Annotated in this window: 19 protein-coding genes; 9 read left to right on the forward strand and 10 right to left on the reverse strand. The window is 74.2% G+C overall.

Features of this window, described 5'->3' with window-relative positions; genetic code table 11:
• Window positions 1-40: 40 nt before the first annotated feature.
• Window positions 41-766 carry a Clp protease N-terminal domain-containing protein gene (locus tag DKL51_RS14190; RefSeq protein WP_109964500.1) on the forward strand — a complete coding sequence of 242 codons (726 nt, stop codon included), beginning with the start codon at window positions 41-43 and terminating at the stop codon, window positions 764-766.
• Between the two features lie 180 nt (window positions 767-946).
• Complete coding sequence (locus DKL51_RS14195) at window positions 947-1,471, forward strand: hypothetical protein (protein ID WP_185734798.1); 525 nt, start codon at window positions 947-949, stop codon at window positions 1,469-1,471.
• Between the two features lie 50 nt (window positions 1,472-1,521).
• On the opposite strand, the gene DKL51_RS14200 is transcribed toward DKL51_RS14195, so the two are convergent.
• The 4 genes from DKL51_RS14200 to DKL51_RS14215 all read right to left on the reverse strand — a co-directional run bounded on the left by DKL51_RS14200 (window position 1,522) and on the right by DKL51_RS14215 (window position 4,137).
• The gene (locus DKL51_RS14200; protein ID WP_109944193.1) at window positions 1,522-2,040 is read right to left on the reverse strand and encodes a hypothetical protein; all 519 of its coding nucleotides are present in this window, start codon (window positions 2,038-2,040) and stop codon (window positions 1,522-1,524) included.
• Window positions 2,041-2,167: 127 nt separating this feature from the next.
• Window positions 2,168-2,356 (reverse strand): DNA repair protein, encoded by a 189-nt coding sequence (locus DKL51_RS14205; protein ID WP_109944213.1) that lies wholly within the window; start codon window positions 2,354-2,356, stop codon window positions 2,168-2,170.
• Between the two features lie 64 nt (window positions 2,357-2,420).
• Window positions 2,421-3,449, reverse strand: coding sequence for a sensor histidine kinase (locus tag DKL51_RS14210; protein WP_109944192.1), 1,029 nt, complete (start codon window positions 3,447-3,449; stop codon window positions 2,421-2,423).
• Window positions 3,442-4,137, reverse strand: coding sequence for a response regulator transcription factor (locus DKL51_RS14215; protein ID WP_124812141.1), 696 nt, complete (start codon window positions 4,135-4,137; stop codon window positions 3,442-3,444). The genes DKL51_RS14210 and DKL51_RS14215 overlap by 8 nt, the downstream gene beginning before the upstream one ends.
• A gap of 207 nt (window positions 4,138-4,344) precedes the next feature.
• Here DKL51_RS14215 and DKL51_RS14220 point away from each other — a divergent pair, with 207 nt between their 5' ends.
• The 3 genes from DKL51_RS14220 (at window position 4,345) to DKL51_RS14230 (ending at window position 7,137) form a co-directional block, all read left to right on the forward strand.
• Window positions 4,345-5,010 carry a GNAT family N-acetyltransferase gene (locus DKL51_RS14220; RefSeq protein WP_124812158.1) on the forward strand — a complete coding sequence of 222 codons (666 nt, stop codon included), beginning with the start codon at window positions 4,345-4,347 and terminating at the stop codon, window positions 5,008-5,010.
• Between the two features lie 46 nt (window positions 5,011-5,056).
• The gene (locus DKL51_RS14225; RefSeq protein ID WP_109966107.1) at window positions 5,057-6,526 is read left to right on the forward strand and encodes a cation:dicarboxylate symporter family transporter; all 1,470 of its coding nucleotides are present in this window, start codon (window positions 5,057-5,059) and stop codon (window positions 6,524-6,526) included.
• Window positions 6,527-6,774: 248 nt separating this feature from the next.
• A complete protein-coding gene (locus tag DKL51_RS14230; RefSeq protein ID WP_109966108.1) occupies window positions 6,775-7,137 on the forward strand; it encodes an STAS domain-containing protein in 363 nt (120 codons plus the stop codon).
• Window positions 7,138-7,143: 6 nt separating this feature from the next.
• Here DKL51_RS14230 and DKL51_RS14235 read toward each other — a convergent pair whose 3' ends face one another.
• Both DKL51_RS14235 and DKL51_RS14240 read right to left on the reverse strand, forming a co-directional pair.
• Complete coding sequence (locus DKL51_RS14235) at window positions 7,144-8,343, reverse strand: PP2C family protein-serine/threonine phosphatase (RefSeq protein ID WP_124812142.1); 1,200 nt, start codon at window positions 8,341-8,343, stop codon at window positions 7,144-7,146.
• 42 nt (window positions 8,344-8,385) lie between these two features.
• Window positions 8,386-9,837, reverse strand: a complete 1,452-nt coding sequence (locus DKL51_RS14240) for a glycoside hydrolase family 3 N-terminal domain-containing protein (RefSeq protein WP_124812143.1) — start codon at window positions 9,835-9,837, stop codon at window positions 8,386-8,388.
• Between the two features lie 176 nt (window positions 9,838-10,013).
• On the opposite strand from DKL51_RS14240, the gene DKL51_RS14245 reads away from it, so the two are divergent.
• A complete protein-coding gene (locus DKL51_RS14245; protein ID WP_109944186.1) occupies window positions 10,014-11,189 on the forward strand; it encodes an ROK family transcriptional regulator in 1,176 nt (391 codons plus the stop codon).
• Between the two features lie 109 nt (window positions 11,190-11,298).
• Here the strand turns inward: DKL51_RS14245 and DKL51_RS14250 are convergent, their stop codons facing one another.
• Window positions 11,299-12,309, reverse strand: coding sequence for a DUF2705 family protein (locus tag DKL51_RS14250; RefSeq protein WP_124812144.1), 1,011 nt, complete (start codon window positions 12,307-12,309; stop codon window positions 11,299-11,301).
• On the reverse strand, window positions 12,306-13,319 hold the full coding sequence (locus tag DKL51_RS14255; protein WP_109944184.1) for an ABC transporter ATP-binding protein: 1,014 nt from the start codon (window positions 13,317-13,319) through the stop codon (window positions 12,306-12,308). Before DKL51_RS14255 ends, DKL51_RS14250 begins: the two co-directional genes overlap by 4 nt.
• A 126-nt stretch (window positions 13,320-13,445) precedes the next feature.
• On the opposite strand from DKL51_RS14255, the gene DKL51_RS14260 reads away from it, so the two are divergent.
• Both DKL51_RS14260 and DKL51_RS14265 read left to right on the forward strand, forming a co-directional pair.
• Window positions 13,446-14,288, forward strand: a complete 843-nt coding sequence (locus DKL51_RS14260; protein WP_109944183.1) for an ABC transporter ATP-binding protein — start codon at window positions 13,446-13,448, stop codon at window positions 14,286-14,288.
• Between the two features lie 17 nt (window positions 14,289-14,305).
• The gene (locus tag DKL51_RS14265) at window positions 14,306-15,205 is read left to right on the forward strand and encodes a ribokinase (protein ID WP_124812145.1); all 900 of its coding nucleotides are present in this window, start codon (window positions 14,306-14,308) and stop codon (window positions 15,203-15,205) included.
• A 7-nt stretch (window positions 15,206-15,212) separates the two neighbouring features.
• On the opposite strand, the gene DKL51_RS14270 is transcribed toward DKL51_RS14265, so the two are convergent.
• Entirely contained in the window at window positions 15,213-16,181 is a 969-nt protein-coding gene (locus tag DKL51_RS14270) for a helix-turn-helix domain-containing protein (protein WP_124812146.1), read from the reverse strand.
• Window positions 16,182-16,252: 71 nt separating this feature from the next.
• Here DKL51_RS14270 and DKL51_RS14275 point away from each other — a divergent pair, with 71 nt between their 5' ends.
• Window positions 16,253-16,705: a rhodanese-like domain-containing protein gene (locus DKL51_RS14275; protein WP_124812147.1), complete on the forward strand. Its 453-nt coding sequence runs from the start codon at window positions 16,253-16,255 to the stop codon at window positions 16,703-16,705.
• Between the two features lie 48 nt (window positions 16,706-16,753).
• Here DKL51_RS14275 and DKL51_RS14280 read toward each other — a convergent pair whose 3' ends face one another.
• Window positions 16,754-17,524, reverse strand: coding sequence for a hypothetical protein (locus tag DKL51_RS14280; protein ID WP_124812148.1), 771 nt, complete (start codon window positions 17,522-17,524; stop codon window positions 16,754-16,756).
• Window positions 17,525-18,231: the final 707 nt, after the last annotated feature.

Genomic DNA, 18,231 nt, shown 5'->3' on the forward strand with positions numbered 1-18,231 from the left:
ATCGGTTGACGTCAGCGGCGCGTCAACCTATGGTTGACGCATGACGGATCCCCTGCAGATCAGCAACCCGGTACGCCTCGACGAGCTGATCGAGGCCATCAAGAAGGTGCACCCCGACGCGCTCGACCAGCTCTCCGACGCGGTGATGGTGGCCGACCATCTCGGCGACGTCGCGGACCACCTGATCGGTCACTTCGTCGACCAGGCCCGCCGCTCCGGCGCGTCGTGGACCGAGATCGGCCGCAGCATGGGCGTCACCAAGCAGGCCGCCCAGAAGCGTTCCGCCGCCAAGGCCGAGACGGCGGCGGCGCTCGACCCCAACGCCGGGTTCGGCCGCTTCACCGATCGGGCCCGGAACGTGGTGGTGTCCTCGCAGAACGAGGCCCGGGCCGCCGGCAACGCCGAGATCAGCCCCGAGCACCTGGTCCTGGGCCTGCTGGCCGAGCCGGAGGCGCTCGCCGCGAAGGCGATCGTGGCTCGGGGCGTACCCCTGGAGCGGGTGCGGGAGACGGTGGCCGCGGCCCTGCCTGCGGCGGTCGACCGGGTCCCCGACCTGATTCCCTACGACGCGCGCGGCAAGAAGGTCCTGGAGCTGACCTTCCGGGAGGCGCTGCGGCTCGGCCACAACTATGTCGGCACCGAGCACATCCTGCTCGCCCTGCTCGAGGAGGAGGACGGCAAGGGCGTCCTCGCCGATCTGGGCCTGGAGAAGGCGGCGGTGGAGGAAACCCTCGCCGCGGCGCTGGCCGAGGCCGCGCGGCGGTGACCCCCGGCGCGGGGGACCGAGGATCCCCCGCGCCGGGGATCAGCGGTGCGCCTCCGCTCGGCAGAGTCCCTGGTGGACTCTCCCGGACAGGAGCGCACCGATGACCGTCAGAACCTTTTTCCTCAGCACGCGTCAGGCCGCGATGGCGCTGACCGTCGCGGCCCGGACGCGGGAGGCGGCATGACCACCGCCACCGTGACCGGTCCGGTCCCACGCTGGGCCCGCTGGGCGGCGCACGCCGTGCCGCTGCTCGTGCTCCCGTCCGGGCTGTGGCGCATCGCGCTGGGCGTCGGCATCCCGATCGGCTTCACCGGGGAGCTAGGTCGGCTCTACCACGCCCCCGGCTGGATCACCCCGTACGTCTTCGCGCTCACCCTCGCCGCCGAGGCGGTCGCCCTGCTCACGCTCGGGCTGGTCCGGCCGTGGGGAGAGGTGGTGCCCGGCTGGGTGCCCCGGTTGGGCGGCCGACGAATCCCGACGGCGCTCCCGGTCACCGTGGCGGCGATCGGCGCGCTGGCGTTGACCCTGATCGCCATCCCCACCGTGGCGCTGTGGAACGGGCCGGAGAACATGGGCGACCCGGACGCGCCGCAGGGGCTGGCCGGTTGGATCATGACCGCCTGCTACGCCCCCCAGCTGGCCTGGCCGCCGCTGCTCGCCGCGGTCACGGTCGCGTACTGGCGACGCCGCCGAGGTCGCCGCTGAACGCCGGTCGGGTGCGCGGCACGGGGGCGCGTACCCGACCGGCGACGCGGTCAGGGCGCGGTGGGGAAGCCGTACCGGGCGGCGTGCTCCGGGTCGCTCGGGTCGACCTCGCGGATGCCGGCGTCGGCGAGGCGCTTGTTGACCTCATCCAGCCGCTCCCGCACCAGCCGGGCCTCCTCCTCGGTGACCCGACCGCGGTGCGGTTTGCCGGCGTGCTCGATGGTGCCGTAGTCGACCTTCTCCGCGCTGCGCCGCGTCTTCGGCGGCTTCACGCGCTCGGCGGTACGCAGCAGCTGCGCCATCGGCACGTCGGTGGCCATCGCGTCGAACTCGCTGGCGGTCAGCACGACCCGACGCGGCTCGCCGCCGCCGTGCCTGTCGTGGATCTCCACCACCGCCACGTCGAGCGCCGCGTCGTCGATGCTCTCCACCTCGATCGGGGTGGCGTCCAACTGCACGGGCCCGGCCACCAGGTCAGGGTGCTCCAGCACGACGACGCGGACCACCTCGTCGTCCGGCTGCAGAACCGTGCCGCTGAAGTCGGAGACGTGGATCGTCTTCTTGCCCATGCGCGGAGCTTCTCCTGTCGTAGGCCGTGATTTCGGACCAGGAGACGCTACCCGACACGTGTGCGAAAGCCCCGGCTGGAGCGTCCGGGTGTGTCGCCGCTTTCGTCCCGCGTACCTGCCGGGCGGATCAGCGGGCGTTGAGGCCGCGCCGGGTGGAGGCGCCGGCCGGCAGCGCGTTCAGCTCGGCCCAGGAGAGCGGCGAGTCGGCCCGAGCCTCCCGGTAGGCGGGCTGCGCCGGGAACCGCCCGGCGGCCTCGACGGCCCGCCAGCTCCGCTCGGTGTCCTGCTGGTACCGGTCATTCGGCTGATTCGGCATGACCATTACCGTCCCAGAGAAAGTTGTACATGTATGGAAATAGATATGACGCGGAATCGATGGCTCAGGTTCCCGCCGCCGGCAACCGAACCACGAACCGGCACCCATCGGCGATGTTCTGTACGTCTACCCGCCCGCCGTGCGCCTCAATCAGCCCGCGCACGATCGCCAGCCCCAGACCGCCTGACCCCTCCCCGCCACCGTTGCCCGGCCGGGGAGTACGCGCCGGCTCGCCCCGGAACGCCACGTCGAAGAGGCGGGGCAGATCGGACTCGGGGATGCCGCCACAGGTGTCCGCCACCGCCAGCCAGGCGCTGTCCGAGTCCCGGCCCGCCTCCACCCGGACGGTGCCGTCCTCCGGCGTGTAGCGGACCGCGTTCAGCAGCAGGTTGCCCACCACCCGGGCCAGCTCCGGCTCACTGGCGGTGACCGTCGGCCAGCCCGACTCGGCGGCGACCAGCCGGATCCGCCGGGCCGCGGCCAGCGGCGCCGTGCCGGCCAGGGCGTCGGAGACCACATCGCCGAGCGGCACCGCCGACATGGACAGCCGCAACGCGCCCGCGTTGATCCGGGACAGCTCGAACAGGTCGTCGACCAGCCGGGTCATCCGGTCGGTCTCCACCCGGATCCGGCGGTGGTACTCGTCGACCGTCTCCGGGTCGCGAACCACCCGGTCCTCCAGCGCCTCGGCCATCGCCCGCAGCCCGGCCAGGGGCGTCCGCAGGTCGTGCGAGACCCAGGCGACCAGGTCCCGCCGGCCCTTCTCGATCCGCCGCTCGCGGTCCCGGGCCTGGTCCGCCCAGATTGCCGCGGCGGCCAGCCGCCGACCGAAGAGCCAGCCGACCGCGAGGCTCACCGCGGCCGCGGCGGAGACGGTGATCAGCACCACCTCCAGGTCGTGCGGGGAGAGGAACATCGCCTCGGCGATCACCGCGACGCCGGCCACCACCGCGGTCACCGTCATGGTCAGCAGCACGAAGATGTGCACGGTGATCGACCGGCCGCGCAGCAGCCGCAGCACCAGCGCGCCCACCAGCCCGACGCAGAGCGCCGCGGCGAGCGCCGCCCCGAAGATCAGCGCCAGGTCACGCATCGGCCGGCTCGTACCGGTAGCCGACGCCCCAGACCGTCACGATCCGTCGGGGGTTCGCCGGGTCGGCCTCGATCTTCTCCCGCAGCCGGCGCACGTGGACGGTCACCGTCGACTGGTCGCCGAAGCTCCACCCCCAGACCCGGTCCAGCAGCTCCGCCCGGCGGAACGCCCGCGCCGGGTGGCGCATCAGGTGCGCCAGCAGGTCGAACTCGCGCAGGGTGAGGGTCAGCTCGCGGCCGTGCAGCCGGGCCACCCGGGACCCAATCTCCAGCTCCAGGCCGGCGTCGCGGAGCACCTCCGTCGGCGCGCCGACCGGCTCGCCGCCGGCCCGGCGCAGCACCGAGCGCACCCGTAGCACCAGCTCGCGCGGGGAGAAGGGCTTGCTCAGGTAGTCGTCCGCGCCCAGTTGCAGGCCGAGGATCCGGTCCGCCTCGTCGCCGCGTGCGGTCAGCATGATGATCGGTACGCCGTCCGGCCGCTCCCGCAGCCGCCGACAGACCTCCAGCCCGTCCAGCACCGGCAGCATCAGGTCGAGCACCACCAGGTGCGGCGGTCGCCGGGCCACGGCGGTGAGCGCGGCCGCCCCGTCGCCGACGTGGTCGACCTGGTAGCCGGCGTGCTCCAGGTACCGGCAGACGACGTCGCTGACCGTCCGGTCGTCGTCGACCACCAGCACCCGCTGCGCCACCGCGTACCTCCCCGTCGTCCGCCCAGCGTAACGACGGGCGGGCTTGTTGATCTATTGCGAGGTTCTTACGGACCGGCCGTGACGGCGTCAGCCTCCGGCCGATGCGGATCCCGCCGCAGCCGCTGATCCGGCCCGCCCGGTCGACCGGCCCGGCGTACCGTGATCGACGGCGCTCGCGGACGGTCGGCAGGTGAGGAGGTGGCCCCGGTGCTCGACCGGCGGTTGTACCTGCACCTGGCGAGCTGGCTGGGGCAGTGGCCGGCCGGTCCGGGGCTGCACGTGGTGAGCTCGAACCGGCGGCCGCGACCGGCCTGGGACGGCCGGCTTCGTCCCGCCGTCGCGGTCGCCGCTCCCGATTGCAGCATTCTGTCCGTCCCACCCGACCGGGTGGCGGCGGTGCGGGCCTTGGCGTGCGGTCGTCCGATCGAGGAGCTGCTGCCGTTCCTACCGGCAGCGGTCGGCAAGCCTGGTTGGCCCGCCCACGGCAGCGTCTTCCGCTGGAGCGTCGCCCCCGCCCGGTTGCCAGAGGTGGGGGAGTGGACCCCGCCCACCGACCCCGGGCTGCCGCCCTGGCTCCGCTTCTTCAGCCGCCCCGTGCTGGTGGTGCGGGACGCCGACGGGCGCTACCTGGCCGGGGCGGGGATCAAGCGGCACGACGCGTACGGCCACGAGCTGGCGGTCGGCACCGTCCGAGAGGCGCGGGGGCGGGGGCTGGCCCGGCGGCTGGTCGCCCAGGCGGCCCGCCGGGTGCTCGACGAGGGTGCCGTTCCGACCTACCTGCACGCTTTCGACAACCCCGCCTCGGCCCGAGTGGCCGAGGCGGCCGGCTTCCCGGACCGGGGCTGGACGTCGTACGGGGTCTATCCGAGCTGACCCGCGGCCGTTTAGCCGGCCGACGGGCCTGGGTAGGGGTGCCGGCATGGCTGAGCACCGTGCACCGGATTTCGAGCCCGCGAAGCGTCCACGCGCCGTGGCCGCCGACGGCGGGGAGCCGCCGGGCGCGGACACGGTCGCCGAGCCGGCTCGCCGGCGGGACCGGACCCGCTTCCTCTACCTGGCGGTCATCGTGGCCGTGCTGGCCGGCATCGCCGTCGGTCTGCTCTTCCCGGACTTCGGGGAGTCGCTGAAGCCGCTCGGCACCGGCTTCGTCAACCTGATCAAGATGATGATCGGGCCGGTGATCTTCTGCACGATCGTGCTCGGCGTCGGCTCGGTACGCAAGGCCGCCCAGGTGGGCAAGGTCGGCGGCCTGGCGCTCGCGTACTTCCTCACCATGTCGACGGTGGCGCTCGCGATCGGCCTGGTGGTGGGCAACCTCATCCACCCCGGCTCGGGCCTGCACCTCAACGACGCCCTCGCCGGGGCGGGGCAGAAGGCGGCCGGCGGCGAGTCCGAGGGGACGGTCGACTTCCTGCTCGGCATCATCCCGACCACGCTCTTCTCGGCGCTCACCGAGGGGGATGTGCTCCAGGCGCTCCTCATCGCCCTGCTGGTCGGGTTCGCCGTGCAGAGCCTGGGCCGCCGGGGCGAGCCGGTGATCAACGCGATCGCCGCGCTGCAGCGAGTGGTCTTCAAGGTGCTGGCGATGATCATGTGGCTGGCCCCGATCGGCGCGTTCGGCGCGATCGCCGCCGTGGTCGGCGCCACCGGCGTGGACGCGCTGAAAAGCCTGGCCCAGGTCATGCTCGGCTTCTACGCCACCTGCCTGATCTTCGTCTTCGTGGTGCTCGGCGCGCTGCTCTGGTTCGTCGCTCGCATCTCGATCTTCAAGCTGCTGGGCTACCTCGGGCGGGAGTTCCTGCTGATCCTGTCGACCTCGTCGTCGGAGTCCGCGCTGCCCCGGCTGATCGCCAAGATGCAGCACGTCGGGGTGAGCCGCCCGGTCGTCGGCATCACGGTGCCGACCGGCTACTCGTTCAACCTCGACGGCACGGCGATCTACCTGACCATGGCGTCGCTGTTCATCGCCGACGCGCTGGGCAAGCCGATGTCGATCGGCGAGCAGATCGGCCTGCTGGCGTTCATGGTCATCGCCTCCAAGGGTGCCGCCGGCGTGACCGGCGCCGGCCTGGCCACCCTGGCCGGCGGCCTCCAGTCGCACCGGCCCGACCTGGTCGACGGCGTCGGCCTGATCGTCGGCATCGACCGGTTCATGTCCGAGGCCCGGGCGCTGACCAACTTCGCCGGCAACGCGGTCGCCACCGTGCTGGTCGGCACCTGGACCGGCGAGTTCGACCGGGACCGGGCGGCGGCGGTGCTGCGCGGGGACGACCCGTTCGACGAGGTCACCATGCTCGACGAGGAGGACGCGCACGGGGTGCCGGCCGACGAGACGGAGGCAGACGCCCGGCTGGCTGACCCGGAGGGGCGGGTGCCGGCACCACGCTGACCGAGCCGCGCGGACCGTGGATCCGGGGTCGGATCCACGGTCCGCGGCTTCTCCCCAGGTCCAACAGGGGTAACGCTAGGTGTCGATGAGCTCGCGGGCAAGATGCCCTCGGGCTATTTCGGCTCTCCGCCAGCGGCCCGGGTCCCCGGGACACGACCGTTCGACGTCGCCCGTACGCGGTTGGCCCGCCGGCCGGGTATGGTCGCCTCGGCGACGGGCGGCCGCCGCGGGAGCTCGGGAGGGTGGTCATGCAGGTCGGTACGCGGGAGGTGGAGCCCGGGCGCTTCGTCCTGGCCCCCCTCGGCGACATCGACATGGCCAGCGTCCGCCGGGTGGAACAGGCGCTGCAGGCCGTCCTCGACCGACCCGGGGTGGTGGAGATCGTGGTCGATCTCGCCGAGGTTCCGTTCCTCGACTCGACCGGCGTCGCCGCCCTGCTCCGCGGCGCCGCCGAGGCGGTCGGCCGGGGCGCCAGCCTGCGGGTCGCCAACCCGCGACCGCTGGTGGCCCGGGTGCTGCGGATCACCGCGGTGGACACCCTGCTCGGCCTGCCCGGCGGCGACGCCGACGGGACCTCCAGCGTCGAGCCGGGCTGGCGCCGGCTCCGCTGACCCTGCTCAGGGCTCGACCCGCGCCGCCGCCTCCCCGGACCACTCCACCAGCACCACCGTGGCGTCGTCCCAGGACGCGGTGCCCCGGTGCGCCGCCACCGCCCGGCTCAACCGGCGCAGCGTCTCCGGGGCGGGCAGGCCCGACCCGATGTGCCGCTCGGCCAGGTCGGCCAGCCGGGGCAGGCCGAACATCTCCCCGGCCGCGTTCCGGGCCTCGGTCACCCCGTCGGTGTGCAGCAGCAGCCGGTCGCCCGGCTCCAACCGGATCTCGGCCACCTCGCCGGGACCACCGCCGGTCAGGCCGAGCGGGAGGCGCCGTCCACCGGTCAGCGCGCGTACCGCCCGGCCGCGGCGCAGCAGCACCGGGGCGGGATGCCCGGCGTTGACGTAGCGCAGCCGGCCGCTGTCGATGTCGAAGGTGGCCAGCACGCCGGTGACGAACCGGCCGTCCGTCCACTGGCTGCGCAGGGCCGCGTCGACCGCCCCGGGCAGCTCGGGCAGGTCCGTGCCGGTACGCCGGGCCGCGCGGAGCGCGGAGATCGCCACGGAGGTGGTGAGCACCGCCGGCAGGCCGTGCCCGACCCCGTCCAGGATGGCGAGGGCCAGGGTCGTGCCGTCCAGCGCGTAGTCGAAGGCGTCCCCGCCCACCTCGTAGCAGGGCTCGAGGATGCCGCTGACCGCCACGGTGTCGGTGGCGAAGGTCAGCGGTGGCAGCAGATGCCAGAGCAGCTCCGCGGAGACCGCCATCGGTCGGCTCCGACGGACCGAATGGAGGCCGTCGCCGTAGGCCGTCTTGGCGGTGATCAGGTGGCCGACCAGCCCGGAGATCAGGCGGCAGCCGTCGCGGACCGCCTCGTCGTCGGGGTCGAGGTCGGCTGGCAGGAAGACCTCCAGCAGGCCCAGCCGGTCGGTGCCGTTCACCACCGGCACCCAGAGCCGGCCGTCCTGCCCGGCGCGCACCCGCACCTCGGTGTAGGCGCGGCCGGGCAGGCTGGCGTCGATCGGCAGCGGATCGGGCAGCGGCCGGCCGGGCTCGGGCAGCGGACGCAACATGTCCTGCTCGACGTCCACCAGGTAGGTGGTGACCGTGACTCCGAGGTCGCGCAGCGCCGCGTTCACCCCGGTCGCCAGCGCGTCCGGCGGCTGCCGGTGCGACCGGGCGGTGAGGTCGGCCAGGGCGCGCAGCCAGGAATCGGTGGTGCTCATCCCCTGCGCTTACCCGCAATCAGGCCCGCTCAGACCAGCCGCTCAGTCGGCCAGGCCGAGCACCTCGGCCGCCGCCCGGCCGTTGGCGTGGCTGGCACCGTACGTGGTGACGAACGCGCGGGCGTTGGCCGGCCGCCAGCGCCCGGGCCAGCCCATCTCCACCACGGTCACCGGGTGCCGGGCGGCCAGCGCCTCGACCAGTTCGGGTCCGCCCGGTAGCCGGTGCAGGTGCCGCCCGACCAGCACGATCGGCCGGTCCCCGGCAAGCCGCCGCAGCGCCTCCGGGTCGGTCTCGCCGGCCACCGCCCGGACCTCCTCGGCGTCGGCCAGGTGCGGGCCCAGCCCCCACGGCACCCGCCCCTCAGCGATGGTGGAGGCGGCGTGCAGTTGGACGACGAGGGGCCGGGTCAATTCGGTCACGTCCCCCTCGACGCGGATCGCGCGGAGCGCGGCGGCGTACCCGAGTCGCTCGGTGACCGGGGTCGGCGGGCCGGCGGCCCGGGTCCAACCGGCGAGGTCGGCGGCCCGGCCGGCGGCCTCCTCGACCCGGGCCCGGTCCAGCCGGCCGTCGCTGAGCGCCTCGACGATCTCGGCGGCGACCTGCTCGACCAGGTCGGCGTCGACCTTGGCGCCGATGCAGAGCAGGTCCGCGCCGGCGGCGAGGGCCCGGACGGCGGCGGGGCCGACCCCGCCGGCGGCCAGCGCCGCGCCCTTCATCTCCAGAGCGTCGGTGATCACCGTGCCGGTGAAGCCGTACTCGACGCGGAGCAGGTCGACCAGGACCGCCCGACTGAAGGTGGCCGGGCCGTCCCCGGTCAGGGGCGGCACCCGGATGTGGGCCGTCATGATCGCCCGGACCCCGGCGTCGACGACCGCGGCGAACGGCGGCAGGTCCCGCTCGCGCAGCACGGCCGGCGACACGTCGACGGTGGGCAGTTCGTAGTGGGAGTCGGCGACGGTCGCGCCGTGGCCGGGGAAGTGCTTGGCGCAGGCCGCCACGCCGGCGGACTGGAGGCCGGCCACCGCGGCGGCCGAGTGGGCGGCCACCCGGGCCGGGTCGGCCCCGAACGAGCGGGTGCCGATGACCGGGTTTTCGTCCGCGGTGTTGACGTCCACGGTAGGGGCCAGGTCGATGGTGATGCCGAGGGCGGCCAGCTCGGCGCCGATGGCCGCGTAGACCTGGCGGGTGAGCCCGAGGTCGTCGACCGCGCCCAGCGCCGCGTTGCCCGGGTACGGGCTGCCGGTGGCGTGGGCGAGCCGGGTGACGTCGCCACCCTCCTCGTCGATCGCGATGATGACGTCCGGGCGGCCGGCGCGCAGGGCCTCGGTGCTCGCCGCCACCTGGGCCGGGTCGTGGATGTTGGTGCCGAACAGGGTGTGCCCGGCGAGCCCGTCGGTCAGCAGGTCCACGGCCCAGTCGGGCGGGACCGGCCCCGGGTACGCGGCGAGCAGCGTGCCGAGCGCGAGCCGGCGGAGTCCTGGATCCAGCCCCACGTGTTTCCCCTTTCGGTGCCGGAACGGCACGAGTGTCGCACCGGAGGCGACGTCCCGGAGGGCGTCGCTGTCGGGTCGGCCGACGACTCCGGTTCCGGGTGGCCGATACGCTAGCGGGCACCCGTCTGCAGGTCTTTTAGTTGTTAGCAAAGTTTACTGAAAATAGAGGACGTGGCATGAGTGCGACCCGGCTGCCCGGTACCCCCCGCCTGTTGCGGGCGCTCAACGACCGCGCGGCGCTGGAACTCCTCCTCGAGCAGGGGCCGCTCACCCGGGCCCGGCTCGGCGAGCTGACGGGACTCTCCAAGGTCACCGCCTCCCAGCTGGTCGAACGGCTGGAGGAGCGGGGGCTGGTCACCCGGGTCGGCGAGCAGGCCGGCGGGCGGGGCCCGAACGCCCAGCTCTACGCCGTCCGGCCGGGCAGCGCCCACGTCGTCGGCGTGGACGTCGGCGCCGAGCGGGTGGTGGCGGCCTGCGCGGACATCACCGGGGCGGTGATCGGCCGGGTCGAGCAGTCCACCCGGGACACCGACGACCCGGTGGGCGTGGTGCACAACGCCGTGGTGCAGGCGGCGAGCAGCGCCGGCGCGGAGCTGTCGAGTGTACGACGGGTGGTGCTGGGCACCCCCGGCCTGGTCGACCCGGGGACCGGGGACATCACCTTCGCGTTCAACCTGCCGCGCTGGCACAGCGGCCTGCTCGCCGCGCTCCGCGAGGACCTGCACACCCCGGTGGTCTTCGAGAACGACGTCAACCTCGCCGCGGTCGCCGAGGCGCAGTCCGGCGCCGCGCAGGGGGTTTCGGACTTCGTCCTGGTCTGGGTGGACGCCGGCGTCGGTCTGGCCATCATGCTCGGCCGCCGGCTGCACCACGGCAGCAGCGGCGCGGCCGGTGAGATCGGATACCTGCCGGTGCCCGGGGTGCCGATCCCGCGGGACGTCTCCAAGCGGGCCAAGCCGGCCTTCCAGCAGCTCGCCGGGGCGGACGCGGTCCGCGCGCTGGCCGCCGAGCACGGTTTCACCGCCGACACCGCGGCCGACGCGGTGCGCGCCGCCATCGCCGCCGGTACCGAAGGTGGGCCGATGCTGGACGAGCTGGCCCGCCGGCTGGCCCTCGGCGTGGCCAGCACCTGCGTGGTCCTCGACCCGCCGCTGGTGGTGCTGGCCGGCGAGGTGGGGCGGGCCGGTGGGGTGGCGCTGGCCGAGCGGGTGCAGCACGAGGTCGCGGCGATCACGCTGGTCCGTCCGCGGGTGGTGCCGACCGGGCTCACCGAGGAGCCGATCCTGCGGGGCGCGCTGCGGACCGCGCTGGACGCGGTCCGCGACGAGGTCTTCGGCTCGACGGTCGGCTGAGCGGCCGCGCGCCGATCCGCCTCCGTCTGCCACCACGTGAAGGAATGTTTCACCAAAGGCCCGGGTGCTGCAAGGTCTTGCCGCACCCGGGCCCTCGGCCGTCGACCGGTCAGATCAAGTCGCGGCGGCGGAACGCGGTGAACGCGGCCACCACCAGCACCGCCGTCAGGCCGAGCAGCACCACCAGCCCCGGCCGCCAGCTCATCGTGTAGAAGCCGTCGCAGAAGCCGGCCGTGTCGCCCCGGCAGGCATGGTTGTCCCAGAACCCGGCCTCACCGGTGAGCCACGCGGCCACGTAGCTGGAGATCATCCACCGGTCCGGACGGGCCGCGTCGAGGATCTGTAGCACCACCCGGGCGCCCCCCTCCCAGACCACCAGGTACGCCGCCACGGTGCCCAGCGCCGCCGCGGTGTGCCGGCCCAGCGTGGCGAGCGCGAACCCGAGCGTGGCGCCCAGCAGCACCAGCACCAGCCCGCGCCCGTACGTGGCGCCCAGCGACCGCCAGAACTCCCCGTCGAGCCGCCCCGGCATCCCCGCCCTCTCGGCGATCAGCCAGAACGCGGCCAGGTACGCCGCCGACGCCACCGCGGAGAGCACCAGCAGCGCGCCGAGCAGCGTGCCCAGCTTGGTGCCGAGCACCGCCAACCGACGCGGCCGCCACAGCAGCAGGTTGACCACCCCACCGGAGTTGAGATCCGCTCCGATGTAGGAGGCGCCGACCAGGAACCCGAAGAGGACCAGGAAGGCGATGAGGAAGTAGAGCAACGGTCGGGCCTCGGCGGAGAAGGTGAACACCCCGTTGAGGAAGTCCGACGCCACCGGCAACCGTTCCATCTGCGCCGGGTCGATCTCGAGGCAGTCCGCGGGGACGTAGTCGCTCTCCTCGGGCGAGATCTCCCCGGCCTTGATCCGGAGGCACCGGTCGTGCGCCTCCTCCATGCTGCGCAGCTGCGCGGCCGCCTGGGCCTGGGCGTTGCTCTTCTCGGCGACGGTCGGCCGGTGCGACCCGGCCAGCGTGGTCGCCGCCGTGACCGCGAACGCCAGGAGCAGCAGCACCACCATGAGCTGCACGAAGCGGCGTGCGCTCAGCCGCTCCACCTCGGCACGGACCAGGTTCACGCGTCCACCTCCCGGTTCTCCCGCGCGTTCAGCTCGATCAGCGCGCCGTCCGGCGCGGGCAGCGCCGAGTCGTCCACCTGGCGCGGCACCGTCGGATGCGGCATCGTCCCGGTCAGCTCCAGGAAGACGCTCTCCAGGTCCGGCCGGAGCGGGACCAGCTCGCGTACCCAGAGACCCTGCTCGCCCAGCGTTCGGGTGATCAGCTCCGGTTCGTCCACCCCGGCGACCACCAGGTGGTCGGGGTGATCGGTCACCGACAGCCCGCGCCCGCGCAGCAGCTCCGCCGCGCGCTCCGGCTCCGCCACCCGGACCTGGAACTCGTGCTGGTCGAAGCCCGCGAGCACCTCGTCCACCCGGCCCGCCGCCACCCGACGGCCCCGGGAAATGATCGTCACGTGGTCGCAGATCAGCTGGATCTCGGCCAGGATGTGGCTGGAGAGCAGCACGGTCACGCCGGTCGCGGCGAGCGACCGCATGAGGTCGCGCATCTCCCGGATGCCCGCCGGGTCCAGCCCGTTCGCCGGCTCGTCCAGGATCAGCAGCTCCGGGCTCTTGAGCAGCGCCGACGCCACCGCCAGCCGCTGCTTCATGCCGAGTGAGTAGCCCTTGACCCGCTCGTCGCCCCGGTCCCGCAGGCCGACCTGCTCCAGCACCTCGTCGACCCGGCTGGTCGGCACGCCGCCGGCCAGGGCGAGCAGCCGCAGCGTGCGGTGGGCGGTGAAGTTGCCGAAGAACTGCGGGCTCTCCACGATCGCGCCCACCCGGCCGGCGACCTCGGACAGCCGCGCCGGCGCCGGCGCCCCCAGCACGCTCATCCGGCCGCCGTCGGCCCGCACCAGCCCGAGCAGTGCGCGCAGCGTGGTGGTCTTGCCCGAGCCGTTCGGCCCGAGGAAGCCGTGGATCTGCCCGGCCTCGACCAGCAGATCGAAGCCGTCGACGGCGACCCGGCGCCCCTGGCGCAGGGTGTGGAACGTCTTGCGGAGGCCGTCGATCTCGATGACCGCGCTCATCCGCGCGGCTCCTGACAGGGCATGGACCATCCTCCGGAATAGGTGACCAACGACACGGCGCCTCACCCTATGGCGGCAGCGCCGCCCGTGGGGGGCACCGCACGCCGTGCGTGATTGGATGGACCGGTGACTGGTGACCTGATCCCCGGCGCCGCCGGCGCCCCTGCCGCCCCCTCGACCGTGGACGCGGATCTGGTGGTCAGCCTCGACGGGGTGGGCGTCAAGCGTTCCGGCACCGCGCTGCTGCACGACGTCGACTGGCGGGTCGAGCTGGACGAGCGCTGGGTGGTGCTCGGGCCGAACGGTGCCGGAAAGACAACACTGCTCAACCTGGCCGCCGGTCGGCTGCACCCGACCACCGGCACCGCGCACGTGCTCGGCGAGCGGATCGGCCGCACCGACGTCAACGAGCTGCGGATGCGGATCGGCCTCTCCACCGCCGCGCTGGCCGAGCGGATCCCCGCCGACGAGCGGGTGAGCGACGTGGTGGTGACCGCGGCGTGGTCGGTGGTGGGCCGCTGGCGGGAGAGCTACGACCGCACCGACGAGGCGCGGGCCCGCGCCCTGCTCGGCCAGCTCGGCATCGGGCACCTCGCCGACCGCGGGTACGGGACGCTCTCGGAGGGGGAACGCAAGCGGGTGCAGATCGCCCGGGCGCTGATGACCGACCCCGAGCTGCTACTGCTCGACGAGCCGGCCGCGGGGCTCGACCTCGGCGGCCGTGAGGACCTGGTGACCCGGCTGGCCGATCTGGCGTACGACCCGGACGCCCCGGCCCTAGTCCTGGTCACCCACCACGTCGAGGAGATCCCGCCCGGCTTCACCCACGCGCTGCTGCTGCGGGAGGGCGGTGTGGTGGCACAGGGGCTGCTCGCCGACACCCTGACCGCCGACAACCTGTCGAAGACCTTCGGCCTCCCGCTGGTCGTGGAGCGTTCCGGCGACCGCTGGACCGCCCGCGCCGCCTGAGGCGGAAAGGAGTCGTCATGCCGCAGACCCGGGTTGTCGTGGTGGGCAGCGCCAACATGGACCTGATCGGCATGGCGCCCGCCCTGCCCCGGCCGGGCGAGACGGTGCTCGGCAGCGATTTCGTCATGCTCCCCGGCGGCAAGGGCGCCAACCAGGCGATCGCCGCGGCCCGCGCCGGCGCCTCCTGCGCCTTCCTCGGTGCGATCGGCTCGGACGCCTTCGGGGTCACCCTCAAGGCCCGGATCACCGCCGCCGGGGTGGACACCGGCCAGCTCCGGGTGGTCTACGGGGCCTCCGGGGTGGCCCTGGTGATGGTCAACGCCGACGGGGAGAACGCGATCCTGGTGATCCCCGGCGCCAACGGCGCGTTCACCGGGCTCACCGAGGGCGAGCTGGCGGCCGTACGCGAGGCGGACGTGCTGGTCGCCCAGCTGGAGGTGCCGGTCGAGACGGTGACCGAGGCGGCGGTCGCCGCCCGCGCCGCCGGCACCCGGGTGGTCCTCAACGCGGCGCCGGCCCGGCAGGTGCCGGCCGACCTGCTCGCCGCCGTGGACCTGTTGGTGGTGAACGAGGGCGAGGCGAACGCGCTCACCGGCCGCGGCCGGGACGACCCGGGGGCGCTGCTCGCCCTGGTGCCGCGCGCGGTGCTGACCCTCGGTGGCGAGGGCGCCTGGTACGTCGACCGGGACGGCGCCGCCGTGCACGTGCCGGCGGTGAAGGTGGACGTGGTCGACTCCACCGCCGCGGGGGACGCCTTCACCGCCGCGCTCGCCGTGGCCTGGGGCGAGGGGCGGGACCTGCTCGAGGCGGTGCACTGGGCGGCGGCTGCCGGGGCGGCCTGCGTACGGCGACTCGGCGCCTCGGTGGCGCTGCCCCGCCGGTACGAGATCGACGAGCTGTACGCCCCACCCGCCTGACCGGCCGCTACGCCGCGCCGGTCCGGAAGGCCCGCCGGTACGCCGACGGCGAGGTGCGCATGGCGCGTCCGAAGTGGTGCCGGTAGGTGACCGGGCTGTCGAAGCCGACCGCCGCGGCGATCTCCTCCACCCCGGCGTCGGTCGTCTCCAGCAGGGACAGGCTGGCCCGCACCCGCTGGTCGATCAGCCAGCGGATCGGGCTGGTCCCGGTGGCGCGGGCGAAGTGCCGCAGGTAGCTGCGGGCCGACATGTGCGCCTGCCGGGCCAGCGTCTCCACGGTCATCGGTTCGGCCAGGTGGGTCACCGCCCACGCCATGCTGGCGGCGATCCGGGCGTCGTCCGGGTCGACGCTCACCGGCGCCTCGATGAACTGCGCCTGCCCACCGTCCCGGTGCGGCGGGATCACCAGCCGGCGGGCCACCGCGTTCGCGATCGCCGCGCCGAAGTCGCGGCGGATCACGTGCACGCAGAGGTCGAGGCCGGCCGCGCTGCCTGCGCTGGTGAGGATGTCGCCGTCGTCGAGATAGAGCACGTCGGGGTCGACGGTCACGGCGGGGTGGCGCCGGGCCAGCAGGTCCGCGTACCGCCAGTGGGTGGTCGCCCGTCGGCCGTCGAGCAGGCCCGCGCCGGCCAGCGCGAACGCACCGGAGCAGATCGACATCAGCCGGGCGCCCCGGCGGTGCGCCCGGCGCAGGGCCGTGACCAGCTCCGGAGACGGGTCCGCGGCCACGTCCGGCACCCCGGGCAGGATCACCGTGCCGGCCTCGGCGAGGGTGTCCAGGCCGTACGGGGTGTGCAGGCTGGCGCCCCCGACGACCGGCACCGGCCCGGGGAGTTCGGCGCAGACGGTCAGCCGGTACCAGTCGACGGCGAGCTCGGGGCGGGGCAGCCCGAACACCTCGGTCACGATCCCGGTCTCGAAGACCGACATGCCCGGGAAGGCGAGGACGGCGACGGACCGGTCGGCGGGGGCCATGGCGGGATGTTAGCGGAGAACGTCGTTCCCGCCACTCCTCGACGGCCGTCCCGGACCCGAGGATCGGAGACATGACGTTCTCCGTACCGCCGGCCGACCCGGCGACCGCCGCCGCCCACTTCCGCGCCCGCCTCAGCTTCGAGACCGACGTCAGCGACGTGCACGCCGCCCTGGAGGCGGCTACGCCCGGGCTGGTGGTCGTCGACTCCCGGGGCATCGCGGCATGGCGACAGGGTCACCTCCCGGGTGCCGTGCACCTGCCCACCATCGAGATCGCGAGTCGGGTCGGGGACCTGGTGCCGCCCGGTTCGGCCGTGGTGACGTACTGCTGGGGGCCCGGCTGCAACGGCGCCACACGGGCGGCGCTGGAGTTCGCCCGGCTCGGCTATCCGGTCAAGGAGATGATCGGCGGGTTCGAGTACTGGGCGCGGGAAGGGCTGCCGGTGGTCACCCCGGGCGGGATGGTCCGCCGGCAGGTGGACGAGCTCACCGCGCCCCGGTCCGCCGTCGTCTGCGACTGCTGACCGGCCGGGTGGGCGCGGTCCGTCGGGCGTCGCCGTACGCCCGGCAGCTCACTCGGTCGGCTCGTCGGTGAGCCGCTCGCCGCGACGCCGCAGCATGCCGAGACCCGGGATGCCGGCGACCGCGAGCTTGAGGTCCCGGGTGACGTCGAGCAGGTCGTGCAGGTCCGGGCCGACCCGGTCCAGCGTGGCGAGGATCGGCAGGATGTCCGCGGTCAGGTGCTCCTTGAGCTTGGGCAGCTCGTCGACGAGCCGGATCGCCGCCGTCACCTCCTCGTGGCTGAGCTGCTCGACGAACCGGGTCGCCATCGGTGCCGCCCGCCGCAGCGCCGGCTCGTACGCGGCCAGCAGCTCGGCGGCGGTGCCCGCGGCCTTTTCCGCCACGATGACGGTGCCGGCCGCCCGCCCGGCCACCGCGTCCGCCTCGGCGACCACCGTGCCGGCCGCCCGGGCCACCTGTTCCGCCTCCCCGACCACCACGCCGGCCGCGGCGGAGACCTGCTCGGCCTCGCCCACCACCACGGCGGCCGCCGCGGCCACCTCGGTGGCGTTCTCGATCGCGGTGGTGGCGGCGGCGCTGATCACCGCCACCTCGTGGACCGCCGCCTCGGCGTCGGTGAGCACCCGGTCGGTCCGGTCCAGGGTGCCCTCGATCCGGTCCACCACCCCGTTGATCCGGTGCAGCAGCGCCTCCACCCCGTCGAGCACCGCGAAGGCGCGGGCCGGCACGGCGGCGAACGAGGCGGCCGAGCCGAACGCCTGGTCCAGAGCGGAACGGGTGCGCCCGACGACGTCGCCGGGGCGGGGGAGGGGAATCGCCATGTCAACCAGTGTGCGTCGGCTAGGCCAGCGCCGCCGGGCGGCGACGGGCGGTCCTCGTCACGTCCGCCCGGCGGCTCCGTCGACCCGGTTCAGCGCACGCCCTCGAAGCTGACCTGCCGGTCGGTCTGCGCGGGCGCGCCCCACACCGCCTCGTCGTACGTCGTGTCCCCGGCCAGGTAGAGCAGGAACCACTCGGTGGGAGCCGCTTGCTGAGCAGCAACTGGGTGGCCCGGCTGATCGCGCCGCTGTCGCAGAAGAACGAGCCGCTGTCCATGAAGCCGCAGTGGAAGCCGCCCTTGATGATGCGGAGCTGCTTGGCCGGCGGCCCGCCGCGTAGATCGGCCGCTGGTGGTCGACCACCCGGCTGACCGCTGCCGGCGGCGGTGGCGGGTAGTAGATGCGGGCCGAGAAGGACCGCCCGGCCGCGTTGACGGTGATGTCGACGTACCCGGGGGCGTGGGCGCCGGGGCCGGACGGGTCGGCCGGCGTCGCGACCGAGCTTGCGGCGCCGGTCGGGGTGGCGCCCCTGGCCGTCGGTTCGTCAATAACCGGGACGTTGTGGCCGCGGCTGACTCCGCGCCGGTCCGCTGCGGGTCGCCCTCGCCCTCGCCGGGGCCGCCAGGCGCGGATGTCGTGGGCCGAGCAGGGCGCCCCGCGTCCCGTTGCCGTCGGTGACTGACGGTCGCCCTCACGGTCGGTGACGGTCG

This window comes from Micromonospora globispora (assembly GCF_003857015.1).
Lineage (GTDB): Bacteria > Actinomycetota > Actinomycetes > Mycobacteriales > Micromonosporaceae > Micromonospora > Micromonospora globispora.

Bases quoted from the DNA above. Each gene is read 5' to 3' on its own strand.
- DKL51_RS14190 (WP_109964500.1), top strand. From the start codon at position 41: ATGACGGATCCCCTGCAGATCAGCAACCCGGTACGCCTCGACGAGCTG.
- DKL51_RS14195 (WP_185734798.1), top strand. From the start codon at position 947: ATGACCACCGCCACCGTGACCGGTCCGGTCCCACGCTGGGCCCGCTGG.
- DKL51_RS14200 (WP_109944193.1), bottom strand. From the start codon at position 2,040: ATGGGCAAGAAGACGATCCACGTCTCCGACTTCAGCGGCACGGTTCTG.
- DKL51_RS14205 (WP_109944213.1), bottom strand. From the start codon at position 2,356: ATGCCGAATCAGCCGAATGACCGGTACCAGCAGGACACCGAGCGGAGC.
- DKL51_RS14210 (WP_109944192.1), bottom strand. From the start codon at position 3,449: ATGCGTGACCTGGCGCTGATCTTCGGGGCGGCGCTCGCCGCGGCGCTC.
- DKL51_RS14225 (WP_109966107.1), top strand. From the start codon at position 5,057: ATGGCTGAGCACCGTGCACCGGATTTCGAGCCCGCGAAGCGTCCACGC.
- DKL51_RS14230 (WP_109966108.1), top strand. From the start codon at position 6,775: ATGCAGGTCGGTACGCGGGAGGTGGAGCCCGGGCGCTTCGTCCTGGCC.
- DKL51_RS14235 (WP_124812142.1), bottom strand. From the start codon at position 8,343: ATGAGCACCACCGATTCCTGGCTGCGCGCCCTGGCCGACCTCACCGCC.
- DKL51_RS14245 (WP_109944186.1), top strand. From the start codon at position 10,014: ATGAGTGCGACCCGGCTGCCCGGTACCCCCCGCCTGTTGCGGGCGCTC.
- DKL51_RS14255 (WP_109944184.1), bottom strand. From the start codon at position 13,319: ATGAGCGCGGTCATCGAGATCGACGGCCTCCGCAAGACGTTCCACACC.
- DKL51_RS14265 (WP_124812145.1), top strand. From the start codon at position 14,306: ATGCCGCAGACCCGGGTTGTCGTGGTGGGCAGCGCCAACATGGACCTG.
- DKL51_RS14270 (WP_124812146.1), bottom strand. From the start codon at position 16,181: ATGGCCCCCGCCGACCGGTCCGTCGCCGTCCTCGCCTTCCCGGGCATG.
- DKL51_RS14275 (WP_124812147.1), top strand. From the start codon at position 16,253: ATGACGTTCTCCGTACCGCCGGCCGACCCGGCGACCGCCGCCGCCCAC.
- DKL51_RS14280 (WP_124812148.1), bottom strand. From the start codon at position 17,524: ATGGCGATTCCCCTCCCCCGCCCCGGCGACGTCGTCGGGCGCACCCGT.